Here is a 13,503-nt window from a genome sequence, read left to right on the forward strand (position 1 = left end):
TTTCTTGTGGTGTAGGTGTGTATTGAATAAATCAACCACATCATCTAATTGGTGCTGCAACTTGTCACGTTGGTTACGTAAATTGGCTACGTCTGTGATGAGTGAGTCACGTTCTTTTTCGAGTTGAATTATTCTCTCGCCCAAATTTACTAAAGCATTCATTCCTATCCCTCCTTAAAAATCAAATATCGTCTTTTGCGTACCTAGCTCTTGCTCTAGGAACAAGTTATGCGTCGCTTTAAACCGCATTAATTCAGTCTCGCTCATATCCCACATTTGACCGGCAAAGATACCGGTCGCCACGCCTGCAACGTTGTATCTGTCCTTAATAGGTACAACACTGATCACTTTGCGACCGTCTTGGTCGAATAAGTTATATTTGTCGAAAATACTCATCTCACGCCAACCCCAGTTCCTGTTTAATTTCTGCAACACTTACTTTGACGCCTACCATGCGTTGACTGTGCCCCTTTCTCCGGAACACTTTAGCCTCTTCCACTTCTGTCGAGGGGTTTACAATTCTATCGAATGTCATGGGTGACATACCCAACTTTTCTAATATTTCTTTCCTTGTCCCACCGCACACAACATCATCGCCTTTGTAAATCACATATTCATACATTGCAGCCCCCATCAGCGAACAACCTCCCACTTGTCATACGCCCGTTCTAAGTACCAACGCGCCTCTGCTAAGTCCTCTTTGTTATTCTTGTGCCCTGCACGGTCGATACACATAATCGCATTACCAATCGCAAACGCTAAGTGTGGCGGATAATCTTTAATGACCTGTTCGATATAGTCGATAACCTCTATGTCGCCGTAAGTGTAATGTTCAGGTTGGTTAACCATATCTTCTTTGTGTGTTGCGATTTTTCGATTGACCGGTAATTTTTCCCACTCTTCACTGTCTTTCAGCCACTTTGTACCACCACTATCCAAATTGATTATTGTAATTCCTGGCGCCCAATAGCCTTTTACAGTGCCTGTCTCCCATATAGGTTCATTAATCCATTTATCTCCATCGTTGCTCTTGTGGCAACCTGTAACAACTCTCACTCTGTCGCCTTTACTCAAAATCTCGTTCATTAATTACGCCCCCTTACTGGTTTACTGACCGCTTTATTAACAGCCCAATTTAATCCGAATATTCTGTTGTATACATCGCTACGTTTGAGTCCGTTGTCTTGCATAGCTTTAACTTGCTCATCAGTTAAGATGATTCTTTTATCAGCGTTTCTAAATTTCATCCCGCAACACCTTACTTTCTAGGTATTTATAGTACTCACTCGGCTCAACTGACTGCGGGTACTTAACTAAATGCGACTTGTCTTTTCGTTCCTTCATAAAACGCATATATGCTACTTTCGGATGAGTGAGCGGTTTCGGTAAATCATTAACTCTTTTTTGAACAGGAGTAGTGACAGCTTTTTCAGCAGTCCATCCCATCCTTCTTACACGACTTCTCGCTATCTCTCTAGGTATGCTATTCAATTTCATCCTTTGTTCTTGTTCTTTTGTAAAAAGATCTAATTTTTCCACCGTTTTACTCCTCCTCTATGACAAGTACTGTACGTGCTACGCTATCCCATTTTTTGAATGTTCTGATTTCCGATATCAGCACATCGTCCGTCCATACTTTGCCATTGCCAGCATCTAATATTGTTTTAAGTAAATTGTCTATATCTGGCTTAATGCTGTGCGGTTGTCCCATGTGCGATTCCTTTTTGTGTTTTGGCCACGACTTACTAGGTTTAAAGTAAAACTCAATCGTGAGCCGTATTGGCTTATCAATCATCAAAGTTGGCAACTGATCAGCCACAAACTTTTTATGTTTTACATAAGGTGCAGGCATGTAAGTATGCCCGCCTCGTGTAAATCTAGGGCGTGATGACCCTTTTGGATTACCTAAGTTTCTGTCGCCCTCCTGGTAAAAAATCTCTATTCTAGTTTCCGCCACTTAATCCACCTCTAATATCGTCATATCCTGCCGTGTGTTGCGTTCAACTCTCTTTTGGATAAATAGGTCATATAACTTTTTATCGTCGCCTTGCGCCCACTCAAGCATTTTCTGAGCATAAACATCTGAACACTCAAGATTTTGTTTCAAAAACTCTTTTGTAATTACCATGCGTCACGCTCCCTGTAATCGTCCCCGATTACTTTTACTGTTCTGGCGTTATGTTTCATTCTCGAATTGATGCGCTGCCAGTTCATATTTTGATTCAATTCTTTATTGCTAAAGTTGGTTGTGAATATATTATTTTTACCTACACGGTTATCCACTATGCTAAATAACTTATTTAGTGTGTGTTCCGTGTTCTCGACGCCCATATCATCAAGTACAAGCAAATCAATGCTACTCAAAAGACTTACAAGCTCATCTGTCGTCTCAACTGCATTTTTGTTGTAGGTTGCTTTGATACGATCCATCAACATCGGTATATGCATAAATGCGACTGAATAGCCTTGATTTTTAATTGCTTTGGCTATCGCATAGGCTAGGTGTGATTTACCTGTACCGTACGAGCCTTGTAAGATTAGTGATTTAGGTTGTTCAGTAGAGAATGTTTGTACATACTCAATTGCAGTTTGTTTTGCCTGCGCTTGATTATCGTTTTGTGGTTTGTAGTTATTGACTGTCGCATCTTTTAAAGAGTAGTTAACATTAGATTGGTTAAATATATTGTTAATTGCTCGTTGCTTACGCTTCTTTTCAGCCTCTTTACCAGCCTCAATCATCGCGCAGTCACAACCATGTCTAAATTCTTGCCCATTGCTAAACTTGTAATAGTCGTAAGTGTTACCGCAGTTTTCGCATTTAAGGTTATGCTTTTCTTCGACGATATTATGATTAGGTTTGATGTTACGTGCTAGACTACTCATTGATTGCATTTAATCACTCCTAATCCCAGTAGCTTTCGTCATACTTCATTCTCTCAAGTTGATCCAAACCGCTGTCTTGTTTTTCTATCGTAAAGTCATTTAAATAGCTTTCTTGACTTAAAAATGTTTTGGGATATTTCTGGTACTGTTTGTTAGTGATGGTTTTTAAATATTCTCTAGTCCCATTCATAATAGTTTCGAACCCGTGTTTTTTGTGCGCACTCTTAAATAAGCTGAACGCTTTTTTCTTATCCAATTTCTTATCGTAAAGCGCCCACCACTCCTCAAAATGCGCTAGCGTAACGTCAGTTGCGCTATTGTTATTTATACTTGTAGTATTTATTCTTGTAATATTATTACTTGTATTATTCTCTTTGACATTTGCGTCAATAGGGGTATTGACAGAATTATCAATAGGGGTATTGATTTTTGCGTCAATAGGTATTGACGATTGTGTCAAGGGGTACATCTTTCTTAGCTTAACTTCATTACCTTCTTTGATAATTTCAATATTCAAATAACCATATTTGTTAAGGTTGGATATTCTGCGCGAAATCGTTTCTTTTACTACGTTATACAACTTCGCAAAGTAACCATTGCTTGCTGTGCAGTACCCATACTTATTGCTTAACGACGTGATTTCTGCGAATAACAACTTTTCGCTATCAGTAAGGCGGTTATCATATCTTACGTTTGCTGTAATAATTGAGTAGTAACTTGGCTGATCAGTCATTTACATTCTCCTTTCTGGTATAATTTTTCTGAATGCTTTTGCATCAGATTGGAGGTGATAAAATGTATATCGATCCATTTAAAGATGTCAGACCAGTATTAAACAACACTATTTTCAACTTAAGAAACGCCGTGTTTGAAGCGACAAAACCTTCTAAAGAATTAAGAAAAACTATTAATCAGATGACAAAATTCAATAATATTTACAAAAATACGCTAATAAATATGGGTCATATTAATTTGATAAATATTGATACATCAAATTTAGTAAAAATCAAAGTGCCTACTATCGACATCTCGATGAATTTTAGAAATAATTTATTTTCTGAAAATACACTTCAAGCATTTAAGACCCAATCGAATTTTCCTATAAAGGAAATTACGCGAGTTAACAATATACTTCGCTATTCTTTTATCAATACTGTTAACTTTCGTAGCGTTAGTGACTCCTTCAATTCTCCCTATCCAATAAACAATAAAAGAGAAAACAGAAAAGAAGATGACGTCGACGATACAAAATTGCAAAAGTATGCACCTCCAACTAAAAAAATGATTAATGCAACTTCATTAGTCTTCACCCCAAATATTTCGTGGAGTTTATTCTCTGGAGCAATGTATAATGAACCTGTTAATATTCCTGTTTCAATATTCGTGTTACCTATTTCTTTAATTTGTTTTTACTTAACATTCGATTACAAAAAAGATGATGAATAATTAAATTCTCGAAAAAGGTTTTCCTGTAGCTCTTTTATAATTTCTAGCATTCCTGATCTCCTCCGCCAAGATGACGATTAGGAGTGCTATTTTTATGACTTGTAATTTATTCATTCGCTTTTCCTCCTTTCAACATTTTATTTAATCTCTCATCGACATCGACCCAGCTGTCGTGTAAATGGTATCTATCGTTAAAGCTATCCATACCTATGTTGTGCTGTTCTGTATGATGTCTATGGCATAACGCAAGTACTTTATTACTGGTGTGTTCTATCTTCCGTCTATTACGCCCTCTACCGACTGCATGATAATGAGCTAAATCACTGTGAGGCTTACCACATATTGCGCAGTTTCTGTTAACAGTAGCCCAATACAACAACGCTTTATCTTCTTTCAACAATTTACTTGTTTCAACCTGCATTGGTATTTGATGATGGAACATAAACGCTACAATTAGCTCTATCAATTCACTTGCTACTTTCATGCTGCAATTACTTAGACTTATATGTTCATAACCTTTCATAATCTCTAATTCAGATTGAAATATTCGTCTCGTTGACTCCACCGGTTCGCCCCAATGCAGTTCTATGTCTCTACATAGCGCAAATATCTTTTTACGTTGATCGCTCGAAATTCTTTTATTGTCGTGTACCTCTACATCTGCGTTTATCGAATAACCATTTTCTAAAAGTTCAATATGACTTTGCTCAAGTTTTACACCAGTAGCAACGACGGAATATGTACCGTCGTTATCTGCCTGGTATCTTGTAATACGTTGCATCTTTCCACCTACCAAACCACATCTGTGTGAGACATCAACTCACTAATTACATCTTTAGCTTCATTTTTGATTGAATCGATATAGTTAATTACTTCTTCTTTGTTCATTTCAGTTAAATCTTTGTCGTCTTGAACAAACGTTTGTAAATGCTTTGCGTATTTAAGTTGTTTTTCGGTAGGTTTTTTAAAAGGGTAATATTTCATCATCAATATCAATTGGCCCATTGGCATTTGCAAATGGATTACTCTCTTGACTCATAGGAGTTTGTCTACCGTTAGTTTGCTTTTCTTTTTGTTTCATCTCGTCTGTTTTAGGTTTAGGTTTATTAATAATTTCATCGCCTTTTTTCCATGCTTTGACAAAGGACAGACGTACAAAATATTTACCTTGATCTTCGTTAAATTTATTTTTCAATACGATAGTTCCAGGTTTGTTGATTAGTTGATCTGTATCAAATGTTAAATCTGGTAAGTTTAACTTAATACCTAAACGAGTTAGCAACTCAATGTATTGTTTCTCTTGGTAATCTTGTTGAAATGGTGGCACGAATTGATTGTGTTTGAACTGCTTACCCTCGTTGTTTTCAAAAACGACAGTGAAATAACGCCCCTCTGCATCATTTGCTTCAATATCCTTAACTTTCACTGTAAATTCTCCAGCGCCTAAGAACTCTCCGCCTTTCATAAATGCTTCTTGATTCGTTTCTGTAATATGATTTGCTCTACCTGTAATTTTCATAATTAGTTACCGTCCTTTATTTAGTTTCCGTTTCGGATTGCTTGTACTACGTCATCAATACTTGGGTTGATAAACTTTTTATCGTTAATTTGCACACTTTGTGAGTGTCTTATTTTTGTTTCAAAAACCGGCGATGGTTCTGCGTTAAATACGTAGTTAAATGCCTTTTGTCCGTCTTGGTCATATTCTTCAATGGTCATTCTTCCTAGTACATCAGATTGGCTGACTACTGCTTTTCTGATTTGGTCCTGTGCTTCAATCGTGATAGTGGGATTGATGGTACTTCCTTCTTCATCTTTTTCTTTGTTGATGCCCTCATGACCACTGATTGCTAAATGGAATTGGTAGTGTTCCTGTAATTTTGAAATGTATCTATACATGTGTACAATACGTGTAGCTGTTGCTCCCCAGTCATTAAATGTCGGCTTTCTTGTTTTACCTGCCATAATGTCATCAATTGTGATGTCACGTAGTTTTTGAATGGTCTCTATAACCACCACATCAATCTGCTTTCCGTTAGATCTAAGTTGTTCTAAAATCTTTGGTAACATCTTAACTACCATTGCAAAATGCTTGTAATTCTTGATTTGTACAACAGCGCCATCTTCTGTAACTGTTGTACCGTCCTCATTAATGTCTAATACAAGCGCATTGTTGTCTTTAGTTAAAAACGTCGTCTTACCAGTCCCAAACTTTCCATAAACAGCAAATTTGTAAAACTTATTGGCGTTCTGTTGGCTAATATCTTTAACGCCTAACTGCGTCAAAATGTCTTGTTCCTCGCTCATTATTTAATCACCAAGCTTTCTGTTACCTGTAATTCTGCTCCTGGTATATCTTTGCCTGCTTTCAAATCGTCTGTAAGTTGTTTTGAGTTGAGCTTAGGTGCTTGTGAAACCCAATAATCTTGTGGAATTAAACTTTCATCGATAACTTTTTTAGTTGCTCCGTTTTTGCGCTTGTAAATGTGATTGGTAGCTGTGCGATAGTTTTCTACTTCTTGAACATCTAACATGTCTTTCAAATATTCTTTAAGACGATCACATAGATTTGTCTTTTGTTTTTTTAAGTCCTGCAACCTTTTAATCTCTTTATCAATAACATCAACATCGCCTAATACATCACGTCTCCAATTAATGATGTTATCCACTTTTACATTCATTTCTTCTTTAATAGAATCGAGTGTATCTTTCAGTAATGTTGGATCTAATTCTTCTTGACTCGACAACTCTTTGAATGCTCCTGACAATTCATATAAATTACTCATCGAGTAACTCCTCCTCGTCATCTTCTAAAACAGATAACAATTTGACTTGCTTTTCTAAATGTTCGTTTTCGTCAATTAACTCGTTGACGTCTGCTTTTAAAGCGGAAACTTCTTCCTCCAATTCCGCCACTCTATCTTTCAATCTACTCTCTTGTGCTACTAATCTTTTAAATTCGGTATAATGTATTGTCACTAATTCCATAGTTTGTTCCTCCTATCCTTTTGTAAAATGAGCCATAACTTTGTCTAGCTCATCTGTTTGGTACTCGATAAAATCGTAAATAGCTGCAGATAAAACTTCTTCCATATACTCGACTTCTGATAAATCATAGACAGTAACAAGTTTTATTGTTTGCCATTGCATATCCATGACTTCAACAACGATTCTGTCATCTTCTCTTGTGACTGCTTTTCTAAATTTGAATCCGTCTACCTCGAAAATTCCAGTATGTTCTTCTTCGTTTGAAAAATACATTTGAAAATCCTCCCAATAAGTTGTATATTGAGGATAGTTAACTTTCGTAAAATTACTATCCTCGACTGATTAGCAATTGCCGTTGCTGTCAGTCTTTTTTAATGCTTCAATCACATACGTTGTACCGTAGTATGTGACGATTTCAGCCACAGTTACCACGAATAAGATTGTGGTAAAGTACACGTCTGCAAAAGCAAGTACTGTACCTAGAATGAATGCGACTGCTGCGGTCATGAACAAAGCGATTAAATGTTTCATCCTCTTTTACTCCTTTCAAATCTGACGTGTTCGTGAATCTGCGTATTGTACTCTTTCAAAAACTTGGTCATCTCTCGACGATCAAACTTGTAATGTCCCTTACCGTCATCATTCGGGAAAGTTGAAAACTTTGCTATCTTCCGCCGAAAATAGTCGTTTGATAAAACATTTTCTGTAAACCACTGCTTGCTACAAGGGAACATGTCCGCCACTTCTTGCAAGGTCATATTGACGGGTCTACTGTCGATAAGTTCCTTATATTCAACTTTCGATATGATAATGTAGTCATCTGGAATAGGAACTGTAACTTGAAATGTTTGTGTCATGTTCGCTCCTCCTCAAAGTCCATTTCTAGTTGTCTTATGACGTACATCGTCGATTGTGATGGAAACCAATTTGTAATGATGTCCATGACATCGTTAAAATGTTTTTGTCTTAATTGTGTTCTCGTTTTAATTCCGGCCATTGTATTAACGTCATTGTTAATATTTTTGTAAAGTGGCTTGTTAACCTCTTTGATATTGGGTAATCCGTGTATCTGTCTGATGTAAGCAACACGTTGATGTATAGTTTTAGTGACTAAACCATATTCACCCGCATCGAGTTTTTGATTATCTTTTAAGTCAATAACATCTGCTTTTACACTTTCGATTTCTTCTTTTGTTTGTTTTGTAGCTTTAAACATTAATTCCAACGCTTGCATTGGATCACTTGGTACTTGGTAAGTTCCTGTTTTTCTAATTGCAGGTAAAACTTCCATAGCTAACCAATCTTGAAATTTTTCCGCTGTTGAATTGCCTGCTTTAAAAGCTAATTTATAGACCATCGGTTCCGGAATAAAATCACCTTTCCCAACTTCTTGGGAAAGATATTTCCCTAAATATTTATTGATAGTTTCCCAACGAATATATTGCTTGCCGTTTTTAATCTGAGTGAATCCCAAACTTTTTGCGACAGTCTCTAAATCGAATAAATTATTTTCCTCATCTTGTTTGATTAAGATTGAAAACATATCGTTACTGAATGTTTGTAATTCTTGCATTAAATTCCCTCCTTTAAGGTTTGGTGTCTCAGCACCTACATTCAGTACACGGTTTTGGCAATGACCTAATGTATTATGGTGTGGCTCGTATCGTCGCTCACTCTCGCTCGCATGTACTCAATGCAGGCGCTGAGATATTCGGATTTAAATTAAATCGTCTTTAGTTTCCTTTTTGGAAACATTGTAAGTAAAAAAAATACCGCATTTGTCTTGAGGAAGTTCTAAAGCATCAATAACTTTTGCTAAATCGTCAACAGTTATTCTAATGTGACCATTTTCTTTTTTTGAGTATGTTCCTGGAGTCATTTCTAGTTTAAAAGCCATATCAGTTAGAGAGATGCCTTTAGCTATGCGTTCTGCCTTCATTCTTTTTACATCGAACTCATACATGTTGTCGCCTCCTTTTTTGAAGTTAACTTTATACTAAACCTTCGTTTCCTGTATGTCAACAAAAATACCAAAAAATATTTTAAAATCTTTTAAATTACCAGTTGTTTCCTATATGGAAAAATGGTAAACTATTGATATAGACGAAACGGAGGTAAATATTACGATGAGAACATCAGCTGAAATAGGTAAATTGATAAAAAAACTTCGCCAAGAAAGAAATATAAATTTAACAGATTTTGCCAAAAAAATAGGTGTTAATAAATCTACACTTTCACGTTATGAAAATGGAAGTAGAAAGATACCGATGGAAGATATAGCTGAAATCGCTAATTATTTGAATGTCACTCCGGAAAGTTTGTTATTAAAAGATAAAAAAATCGAAAAAACTGTAACACATTTAGCTGCTCACTTAGAAGGAGACCTTACAGAGGAAGAATGGCAAAAAGTGTTAGATTATGCTAATTATATTAGAAGCAAACGCAAATAAAGGGTGATTCATTTGGGAAAATACGAAGATCTTTTAATTGAATACGATTCAGTGGAGGTTGTTGAAACCGATATTATGCCAGACAACCTCCCAGGCTTATGGTTGGGTGATATGATCCTGATGAAAAGAAATCTACCTGAAAGCAAAAAGACCGAAGTCTTAGCAGAAGAGTTATCTCACCACAAACTAACGTACGGTAACATCACAAATCAAAGTTACTTCAATAACCGTAAATTCGAAAATTACGCAAGACGTTATGGTATAGAAATGTTGATACCTATAAACAAAATAATAGAAGCGTATAAGCAAGGTATACATAATTTATATGAACTTGCTAATTTTTTTGAGGTTACAGAAGGTTTTGTACTAGATTGTATTGAACATTATAAACGTAAATATGGTTTAAAAACATTATGTGGTGATTACTTAATTGAATTCGAACCACTTAGAGTTTTTGAAATAAAAAATATTTTATAAGGGGGCATTATCAATGTCTGATATGAACGAACAAGAAAGACAACGACAATGGGCTGAATTCCAAGAATTTCAGAAGCAACAAAATAAAAAAGGTAAAAAGAAATGGCTATGGGGTTGCGGTGGTTGTTTAGTCATCTTTATAATCCTCGCTATACTATTTTCTGCTTGCGCAGCAATTTTTACTGGTGGCAACGGCGATAGTAATAACTCAACCAAAAATGCGTCAAAAGAATACAAAATTGGCGATACAGCAAAAAATGGCGATTTAGAAGTTACTGTTAATTCTGTTGAAACAGCTAAACAAGTAGGACCATCAGCATTGCCAGAAACAGCAAAAGATATGTATGTTATTGCGGATGTAACAATCAAAAATAATGGTAAAGATTCGTTGACTATCGATACTAACATGTTCAAATTGAAGTCTGGCGATAAAACAGCTAACGCCGATTCAAAAGGTTCTATTTCTGCTAATCAAAGTGAAGATGGTTCTATAACAGATTCCTTCTTTTTAGAACAACTTAATCCAGAAAGTACTACACAAGGTAAGGTTGTATTTGATGTTTCTGAAAATATTGCCAATAGCGATAATAAAAAATTAATTATCAATTCAAGATTTTTCAGTAGTAAAAATGTAATTTTTAACCTTAAAGGAGATACTAAAACTTCTAAAAAGAAAGATGACACTTTAGTTGCTTCAACAGAAAATAACAACAATGATCTACAACAAAATGTATCTACAGATAGTGTAACGTCATCAGATGATAATGATCCACCAAAACATAAAGCTGACAATAAAGCGGAATCAAAACCTAACGCAAAGACAATAAATGTTAATACTCAAAAAGATGATGGGGAAATGTCGCAGGCAGAAATCGATGAATGGAATCGTACAAAACCCACAACCCATGACGAATCGCAAATGGGATATGGCATTGGGGATTATGAATTAGCAAAAAAGGAAAGTTCAAAAATTTGGGATAATCCAAACGCTCATGTTGGAGGCCCCGGTTGGGTTGGAAAAGGCGAATCTTATGATAGCTGGGCTAAACGACAAGAGAAAGTAATTAATTCAGAAACTGAATAAAATTTTGGGTAGCGCGTCTACCCTTATTATTTTTTACTATTTTTGAGGAGGAACTACAAAATGGTAGTAAGTAAAAACGGTAACAGTTGGAAATATGACTTTAGATTTAAAGGTAAACGTTACAGAAAAAGTGGTTTTAGCACTAAACGCAAAGCGAAAGACATGGAAGCACAAAAGTTAAACGAACTAAACAACGGTATCACTAAAAGTGATGATTCATTTAGTAAGTATTTTAAAAAGTGGTTAGAAGTTAATAAAGAAGGAAATATAACCTCTAATGCATATAATCGTTATTTAACAAGCTTGAAAGCATTCGAAGAAAAATTCGGTAATATTGCAATAGGTGAAGTGACACAAATTGATTATAGGGAATTCCTTAAAGAGTATGGAGAAGGTAAATATTTGAATAATGCTAAAAACGGTAGAACAACAGATACAGTAAGTAAATTACACAGTTGTTTAAAGGGCGCTTTCGAAGATGCTTTTGAATCAGGTATTATTTCAAGAAACCCCACTTACAAAGCAAATCCAAAAGGTATAAAAAAGGGGAAACCGGAAGATGTAAAGTTCATGTCTAAAAAAGCTTATGACACTATAATTGATGAATCGAAAGAGAGAACCGAGCTATCATACTTAGCTTTGTATATATTAGCAATCACTGGCGCTCGTTTTGGAGAGGTACAAACTCTAAGGTATGAGGATTTAAAGAAACCAAATAATCAAATTAGAATTCCAGGCACTAAAACAGAAAATGCTGATCGCATTATAATAATAACAGAAGAGTCTAAAAAACATATCCAAGGAATAATAAAAACAAAGCCAGTATCTATGAACGGTTATATTTTTAACACTGGTGCAAACCTAATAACAAACAAATCTGTATCTGATGCAATGCAAAGGATTTTATCTACGCATAAATTTGGAAGATACACATTACACGCGTTAAGACACACTCATGCATCAGTTTTATTAAGTGAAGGTTTATCATTGCAATATATCAGCAAAAGGTTAGGTCACGCTGATATTGATGTTACATTGAGAACATACAGCCATTTAATCGAAGAACAAAAAACAGAAGAAGATGCGAAACTAGTAAAATTCATGGAAAACTATTGATGGTCAACATCTTTGGTCAACCTATATTTTTTTGACCATAAAATGACCAAAATATCAACAAACGAATATTAACTAAAAATAGCTAAAAAATAATGCAAACATTGATATATCAACGTTTGCAAAGAAATTTTAAAAGCAAATAATTACAAATATTCTCTGAAAAATGGAGACGGCGGGATTTGAACCCGCGTCCAAAGGTCCTGATACAAATGTTTCTACGTGTGTAGTCTATCCATGAATTTCACATCATGCAAGGCGATAGACAGCCAACATGATGCTAGTTTGATTGATCTCTTCTCGTCAGACTTCAAACGGCAGTGACGAGCGTATCCTACTAAAGTTGAATCACGTTAACAGCACATAGGCGATGCGGTTAGGTGATGCAGAGTGCAATTACGCAGCTACTGCTAAATTATTGTTAGTTTTGCCAGTTATTATAAACTGATGTGTTGATGACGGAGACAACCCTCCGACACGCTTCATGAGCTCTGGGGACCCCTGTCGAATCCATAAACGTCCCCGTATTTTTAAATGTGCTTTCTTTATACGAAAGCACATTATATCATATCAAAATTTTACAATCTTAGCAATGCTTTAATATTTTTGTTTCATCGCACGATCCATATCACGCTTCACAGCTTTTTCTTTTAAAGTTTGGCGTTTATCGTATTTTTTCTTACCTCTTGCAATACCAAGTAATACTTTACAATTTCCGTGCTTTAAATAGAGCTTGAGCGGAATAATCGAATATCCGATTTCACGTGTACGTTCACCGAGTTTAGTAATTTCACGCTTGTGCAACAATAATTTGCGTATACGTCTTGGGTCATGGTTGAAACGATTACCTTCTTCATAAGGTGCGATATGCATATTGTGAAGAAAGATTTCACCGCGTTTAACTTGTGCATAGCTGTCCTTTAAATTCGCACTTCCACGACGTATCGACTTAATTTCAGTCCCTTGCAACACAATGCCCGCTTCAATCGTGTCTTCGATGTTATAATCATGACGTGCCTTACGATTTTCTGCTAATGTGCCTTTACCTGATTTTTTTGGCAT

Annotated in this window: 26 protein-coding genes and 1 other RNA gene; 5 read left to right on the forward strand and 22 right to left on the reverse strand. The window is 35.8% G+C overall.

Translation table 11 applies throughout. The features are described 5' to 3' along the window. Positions 1–174: 174 nt before the first annotated feature. Genes KM149_RS09835 through KM149_RS09875 form a run of 9 tightly spaced genes read right to left on the reverse strand, consistent with a single transcriptional unit; the run spans position 175 to position 3,616 of the window. A complete protein-coding gene (locus KM149_RS09835; protein WP_214971897.1) occupies positions 175–396 on the reverse strand; it encodes a DUF3269 family protein in 222 nt (73 codons plus the stop codon). A gap of 1 nt (position 397) precedes the next feature. Further along, complete coding sequence (locus KM149_RS09840; protein WP_241415346.1) at positions 398–634, reverse strand: hypothetical protein; 237 nt, start codon at positions 632–634, stop codon at positions 398–400. After that, entirely contained in the window at positions 634–1,086 is a 453-nt protein-coding gene (locus tag KM149_RS09845) for a DUF3310 domain-containing protein (RefSeq protein WP_241415347.1), read from the reverse strand. Before KM149_RS09845 ends, KM149_RS09840 begins: the two co-directional genes overlap by 1 nt. Then, positions 1,086–1,247, reverse strand: coding sequence for a hypothetical protein (locus tag KM149_RS09850; RefSeq protein ID WP_214973981.1), 162 nt, complete (start codon positions 1,245–1,247; stop codon positions 1,086–1,088). Before KM149_RS09850 ends, KM149_RS09845 begins: the two co-directional genes overlap by 1 nt. Beyond that, positions 1,237–1,539 carry a hypothetical protein gene (locus KM149_RS09855; protein ID WP_241415348.1) on the reverse strand — a complete coding sequence of 101 codons (303 nt, stop codon included), beginning with the start codon at positions 1,537–1,539 and terminating at the stop codon, positions 1,237–1,239. Before KM149_RS09855 ends, KM149_RS09850 begins: the two co-directional genes overlap by 11 nt. A 4-nt stretch (positions 1,540–1,543) precedes the next feature. Further along, positions 1,544–1,957: a RusA family crossover junction endodeoxyribonuclease gene (locus KM149_RS09860; protein WP_165562146.1), complete on the reverse strand. Its 414-nt coding sequence runs from the start codon at positions 1,955–1,957 to the stop codon at positions 1,544–1,546. After that, positions 1,958–2,128: a hypothetical protein gene (locus KM149_RS09865; protein ID WP_019166767.1), complete on the reverse strand. Its 171-nt coding sequence runs from the start codon at positions 2,126–2,128 to the stop codon at positions 1,958–1,960. Continuing rightward, positions 2,122–2,883, reverse strand: a complete 762-nt coding sequence (locus KM149_RS09870) for an ATP-binding protein (protein ID WP_425356280.1) — start codon at positions 2,881–2,883, stop codon at positions 2,122–2,124. Before KM149_RS09870 ends, KM149_RS09865 begins: the two co-directional genes overlap by 7 nt. Before the next feature lie 19 nt (positions 2,884–2,902). Next, a complete protein-coding gene (locus KM149_RS09875; protein ID WP_241415350.1) occupies positions 2,903–3,616 on the reverse strand; it encodes a helix-turn-helix domain-containing protein in 714 nt (237 codons plus the stop codon). A gap of 62 nt (positions 3,617–3,678) precedes the next feature. Between KM149_RS09875 and KM149_RS09880 the strand changes: the two genes are divergently transcribed. Further along, entirely contained in the window at positions 3,679–4,329 is a 651-nt protein-coding gene (locus KM149_RS09880; RefSeq protein WP_241415351.1) for a hypothetical protein, read from the forward strand. Positions 4,330–4,435: 106 nt separating this feature from the next. Here the strand turns inward: KM149_RS09880 and KM149_RS09885 are convergent, their stop codons facing one another. From KM149_RS09885 to KM149_RS09935, 11 genes are all read right to left on the reverse strand, one after another. After that, on the reverse strand, positions 4,436–5,110 hold the full coding sequence (locus KM149_RS09885; protein WP_241415598.1) for a putative HNHc nuclease: 675 nt from the start codon (positions 5,108–5,110) through the stop codon (positions 4,436–4,438). An 8-nt stretch (positions 5,111–5,118) separates the two neighbouring features. After that, a complete protein-coding gene (locus KM149_RS09890; protein ID WP_241415352.1) occupies positions 5,119–5,316 on the reverse strand; it encodes a hypothetical protein in 198 nt (65 codons plus the stop codon). Further along, the gene (locus tag KM149_RS09895; RefSeq protein ID WP_241415353.1) at positions 5,294–5,848 is read right to left on the reverse strand and encodes a single-stranded DNA-binding protein; all 555 of its coding nucleotides are present in this window, start codon (positions 5,846–5,848) and stop codon (positions 5,294–5,296) included. Before KM149_RS09895 ends, KM149_RS09890 begins: the two co-directional genes overlap by 23 nt. Positions 5,849–5,868: 20 nt before the next feature. Next, the gene (locus KM149_RS09900; RefSeq protein WP_216342187.1) at positions 5,869–6,636 is read right to left on the reverse strand and encodes an ATP-binding protein; all 768 of its coding nucleotides are present in this window, start codon (positions 6,634–6,636) and stop codon (positions 5,869–5,871) included. Beyond that, the gene (locus KM149_RS09905; protein WP_165545017.1) at positions 6,636–7,115 is read right to left on the reverse strand and encodes a siphovirus Gp157 family protein; all 480 of its coding nucleotides are present in this window, start codon (positions 7,113–7,115) and stop codon (positions 6,636–6,638) included. Before KM149_RS09905 ends, KM149_RS09900 begins: the two co-directional genes overlap by 1 nt. Further along, a complete protein-coding gene (locus tag KM149_RS09910) occupies positions 7,108–7,317 on the reverse strand; it encodes a hypothetical protein (protein ID WP_241415354.1) in 210 nt (69 codons plus the stop codon). The genes KM149_RS09905 and KM149_RS09910 overlap by 8 nt, the downstream gene beginning before the upstream one ends. Before the next feature lie 12 nt (positions 7,318–7,329). Then, positions 7,330–7,590, reverse strand: coding sequence for a DUF1108 family protein (locus KM149_RS09915; RefSeq protein WP_182364516.1), 261 nt, complete (start codon positions 7,588–7,590; stop codon positions 7,330–7,332). A gap of 69 nt (positions 7,591–7,659) precedes the next feature. Continuing rightward, entirely contained in the window at positions 7,660–7,848 is a 189-nt protein-coding gene (locus tag KM149_RS09920; RefSeq protein WP_241415355.1) for a hypothetical protein, read from the reverse strand. Next, positions 7,845–8,174, reverse strand: a complete 330-nt coding sequence (locus KM149_RS09925) for a DUF771 domain-containing protein (RefSeq protein WP_214896128.1) — start codon at positions 8,172–8,174, stop codon at positions 7,845–7,847. The genes KM149_RS09920 and KM149_RS09925 overlap by 4 nt, the downstream gene beginning before the upstream one ends. Further along, a complete protein-coding gene (locus tag KM149_RS09930) occupies positions 8,171–8,890 on the reverse strand; it encodes a BRO family protein (RefSeq protein WP_241415356.1) in 720 nt (239 codons plus the stop codon). The genes KM149_RS09925 and KM149_RS09930 overlap by 4 nt, the downstream gene beginning before the upstream one ends. 144 nt (positions 8,891–9,034) lie before the next feature. Beyond that, positions 9,035–9,280, reverse strand: coding sequence for a helix-turn-helix domain-containing protein (locus KM149_RS09935; RefSeq protein WP_241415357.1), 246 nt, complete (start codon positions 9,278–9,280; stop codon positions 9,035–9,037). A gap of 163 nt (positions 9,281–9,443) precedes the next feature. On the opposite strand from KM149_RS09935, the gene KM149_RS09940 reads away from it, so the two are divergent. The 4 genes from KM149_RS09940 to KM149_RS09955 are packed head-to-tail and all read left to right on the forward strand — an operon-like array spanning position 9,444 to position 12,444. Continuing rightward, complete coding sequence (locus KM149_RS09940) at positions 9,444–9,767, forward strand: helix-turn-helix domain-containing protein (protein ID WP_241415358.1); 324 nt, start codon at positions 9,444–9,446, stop codon at positions 9,765–9,767. A 12-nt stretch (positions 9,768–9,779) separates the two neighbouring features. Then, on the forward strand, positions 9,780–10,244 hold the full coding sequence (locus KM149_RS09945; RefSeq protein ID WP_241415359.1) for an ImmA/IrrE family metallo-endopeptidase: 465 nt from the start codon (positions 9,780–9,782) through the stop codon (positions 10,242–10,244). Positions 10,245–10,257: 13 nt separating this feature from the next. Next, positions 10,258–11,328 (forward strand): DUF4352 domain-containing protein, encoded by a 1,071-nt coding sequence (locus KM149_RS09950; RefSeq protein WP_241415360.1) that lies wholly within the window; start codon positions 10,258–10,260, stop codon positions 11,326–11,328. 60 nt (positions 11,329–11,388) lie between these two features. Then, the gene (locus KM149_RS09955) at positions 11,389–12,444 is read left to right on the forward strand and encodes a tyrosine-type recombinase/integrase (RefSeq protein ID WP_241415361.1); all 1,056 of its coding nucleotides are present in this window, start codon (positions 11,389–11,391) and stop codon (positions 12,442–12,444) included. Positions 12,445–12,605: 161 nt separating this feature from the next. Here the strand turns inward: KM149_RS09955 and ssrA are convergent. Both ssrA and smpB read right to left on the reverse strand, forming a co-directional pair. Beyond that, positions 12,606–12,965, reverse strand: a transfer-messenger RNA (tmRNA) gene (gene ssrA, locus KM149_RS09960). Positions 12,966–13,038: 73 nt separating this feature from the next. Continuing rightward, on the reverse strand, positions 13,039–13,503 hold the full coding sequence (smpB, locus tag KM149_RS09965) for an SsrA-binding protein SmpB (RefSeq protein ID WP_016424549.1): 465 nt from the start codon (positions 13,501–13,503) through the stop codon (positions 13,039–13,041).

Origin of the sequence: Staphylococcus coagulans, from assembly GCF_022557135.1 — a bacterium.
GTDB lineage: Bacteria > Bacillota > Bacilli > Staphylococcales > Staphylococcaceae > Staphylococcus > Staphylococcus coagulans.

Bases quoted from the DNA above. Each gene is read 5' to 3' on its own strand.
- KM149_RS09835 (WP_214971897.1), bottom strand. From the start codon at position 396: ATGAGTATTTTCGACAAATATAACTTATTCGACCAAGACGGTCGCAAA.
- KM149_RS09840 (WP_241415346.1), bottom strand. From the start codon at position 634: ATGGGGGCTGCAATGTATGAATATGTGATTTACAAAGGCGATGATGTT.
- KM149_RS09845 (WP_241415347.1), bottom strand. From the start codon at position 1,086: ATGAACGAGATTTTGAGTAAAGGCGACAGAGTGAGAGTTGTTACAGGT.
- KM149_RS09850 (WP_214973981.1), bottom strand. From the start codon at position 1,247: ATGAAATTTAGAAACGCTGATAAAAGAATCATCTTAACTGATGAGCAA.
- KM149_RS09865 (WP_019166767.1), bottom strand. From the start codon at position 2,128: ATGGTAATTACAAAAGAGTTTTTGAAACAAAATCTTGAGTGTTCAGAT.
- KM149_RS09870 (WP_425356280.1), bottom strand. From the start codon at position 2,883: ATGAGTAGTCTAGCACGTAACATCAAACCTAATCATAATATCGTCGAA.
- KM149_RS09875 (WP_241415350.1), bottom strand. From the start codon at position 3,616: ATGACTGATCAGCCAAGTTACTACTCAATTATTACAGCAAACGTAAGA.
- KM149_RS09880 (WP_241415351.1), top strand. From the start codon at position 3,679: ATGTATATCGATCCATTTAAAGATGTCAGACCAGTATTAAACAACACT.
- KM149_RS09885 (WP_241415598.1), bottom strand. From the start codon at position 5,110: ATGCAACGTATTACAAGATACCAGGCAGATAACGACGGTACATATTCC.
- KM149_RS09890 (WP_241415352.1), bottom strand. From the start codon at position 5,316: ATGATGAAATATTACCCTTTTAAAAAACCTACCGAAAAACAACTTAAA.
- KM149_RS09895 (WP_241415353.1), bottom strand. From the start codon at position 5,848: ATGAAAATTACAGGTAGAGCAAATCATATTACAGAAACGAATCAAGAA.
- KM149_RS09900 (WP_216342187.1), bottom strand. From the start codon at position 6,636: ATGAGCGAGGAACAAGACATTTTGACGCAGTTAGGCGTTAAAGATATT.
- KM149_RS09905 (WP_165545017.1), bottom strand. From the start codon at position 7,115: ATGAGTAATTTATATGAATTGTCAGGAGCATTCAAAGAGTTGTCGAGT.
- KM149_RS09910 (WP_241415354.1), bottom strand. From the start codon at position 7,317: ATGGAATTAGTGACAATACATTATACCGAATTTAAAAGATTAGTAGCA.
- KM149_RS09915 (WP_182364516.1), bottom strand. From the start codon at position 7,590: ATGTATTTTTCAAACGAAGAAGAACATACTGGAATTTTCGAGGTAGAC.
- KM149_RS09920 (WP_241415355.1), bottom strand. From the start codon at position 7,848: ATGAAACATTTAATCGCTTTGTTCATGACCGCAGCAGTCGCATTCATT.
- KM149_RS09925 (WP_214896128.1), bottom strand. From the start codon at position 8,174: ATGACACAAACATTTCAAGTTACAGTTCCTATTCCAGATGACTACATT.
- KM149_RS09930 (WP_241415356.1), bottom strand. From the start codon at position 8,890: ATGCAAGAATTACAAACATTCAGTAACGATATGTTTTCAATCTTAATC.
- KM149_RS09935 (WP_241415357.1), bottom strand. From the start codon at position 9,280: ATGTATGAGTTCGATGTAAAAAGAATGAAGGCAGAACGCATAGCTAAA.
- KM149_RS09940 (WP_241415358.1), top strand. From the start codon at position 9,444: ATGAGAACATCAGCTGAAATAGGTAAATTGATAAAAAAACTTCGCCAA.
- KM149_RS09950 (WP_241415360.1), top strand. From the start codon at position 10,258: ATGTCTGATATGAACGAACAAGAAAGACAACGACAATGGGCTGAATTC.
- KM149_RS09955 (WP_241415361.1), top strand. From the start codon at position 11,389: ATGGTAGTAAGTAAAAACGGTAACAGTTGGAAATATGACTTTAGATTT.
- smpB (WP_016424549.1), bottom strand. From the start codon at position 13,503: ATGCCAAAAAAATCAGGTAAAGGCACATTAGCAGAAAATCGTAAGGCA.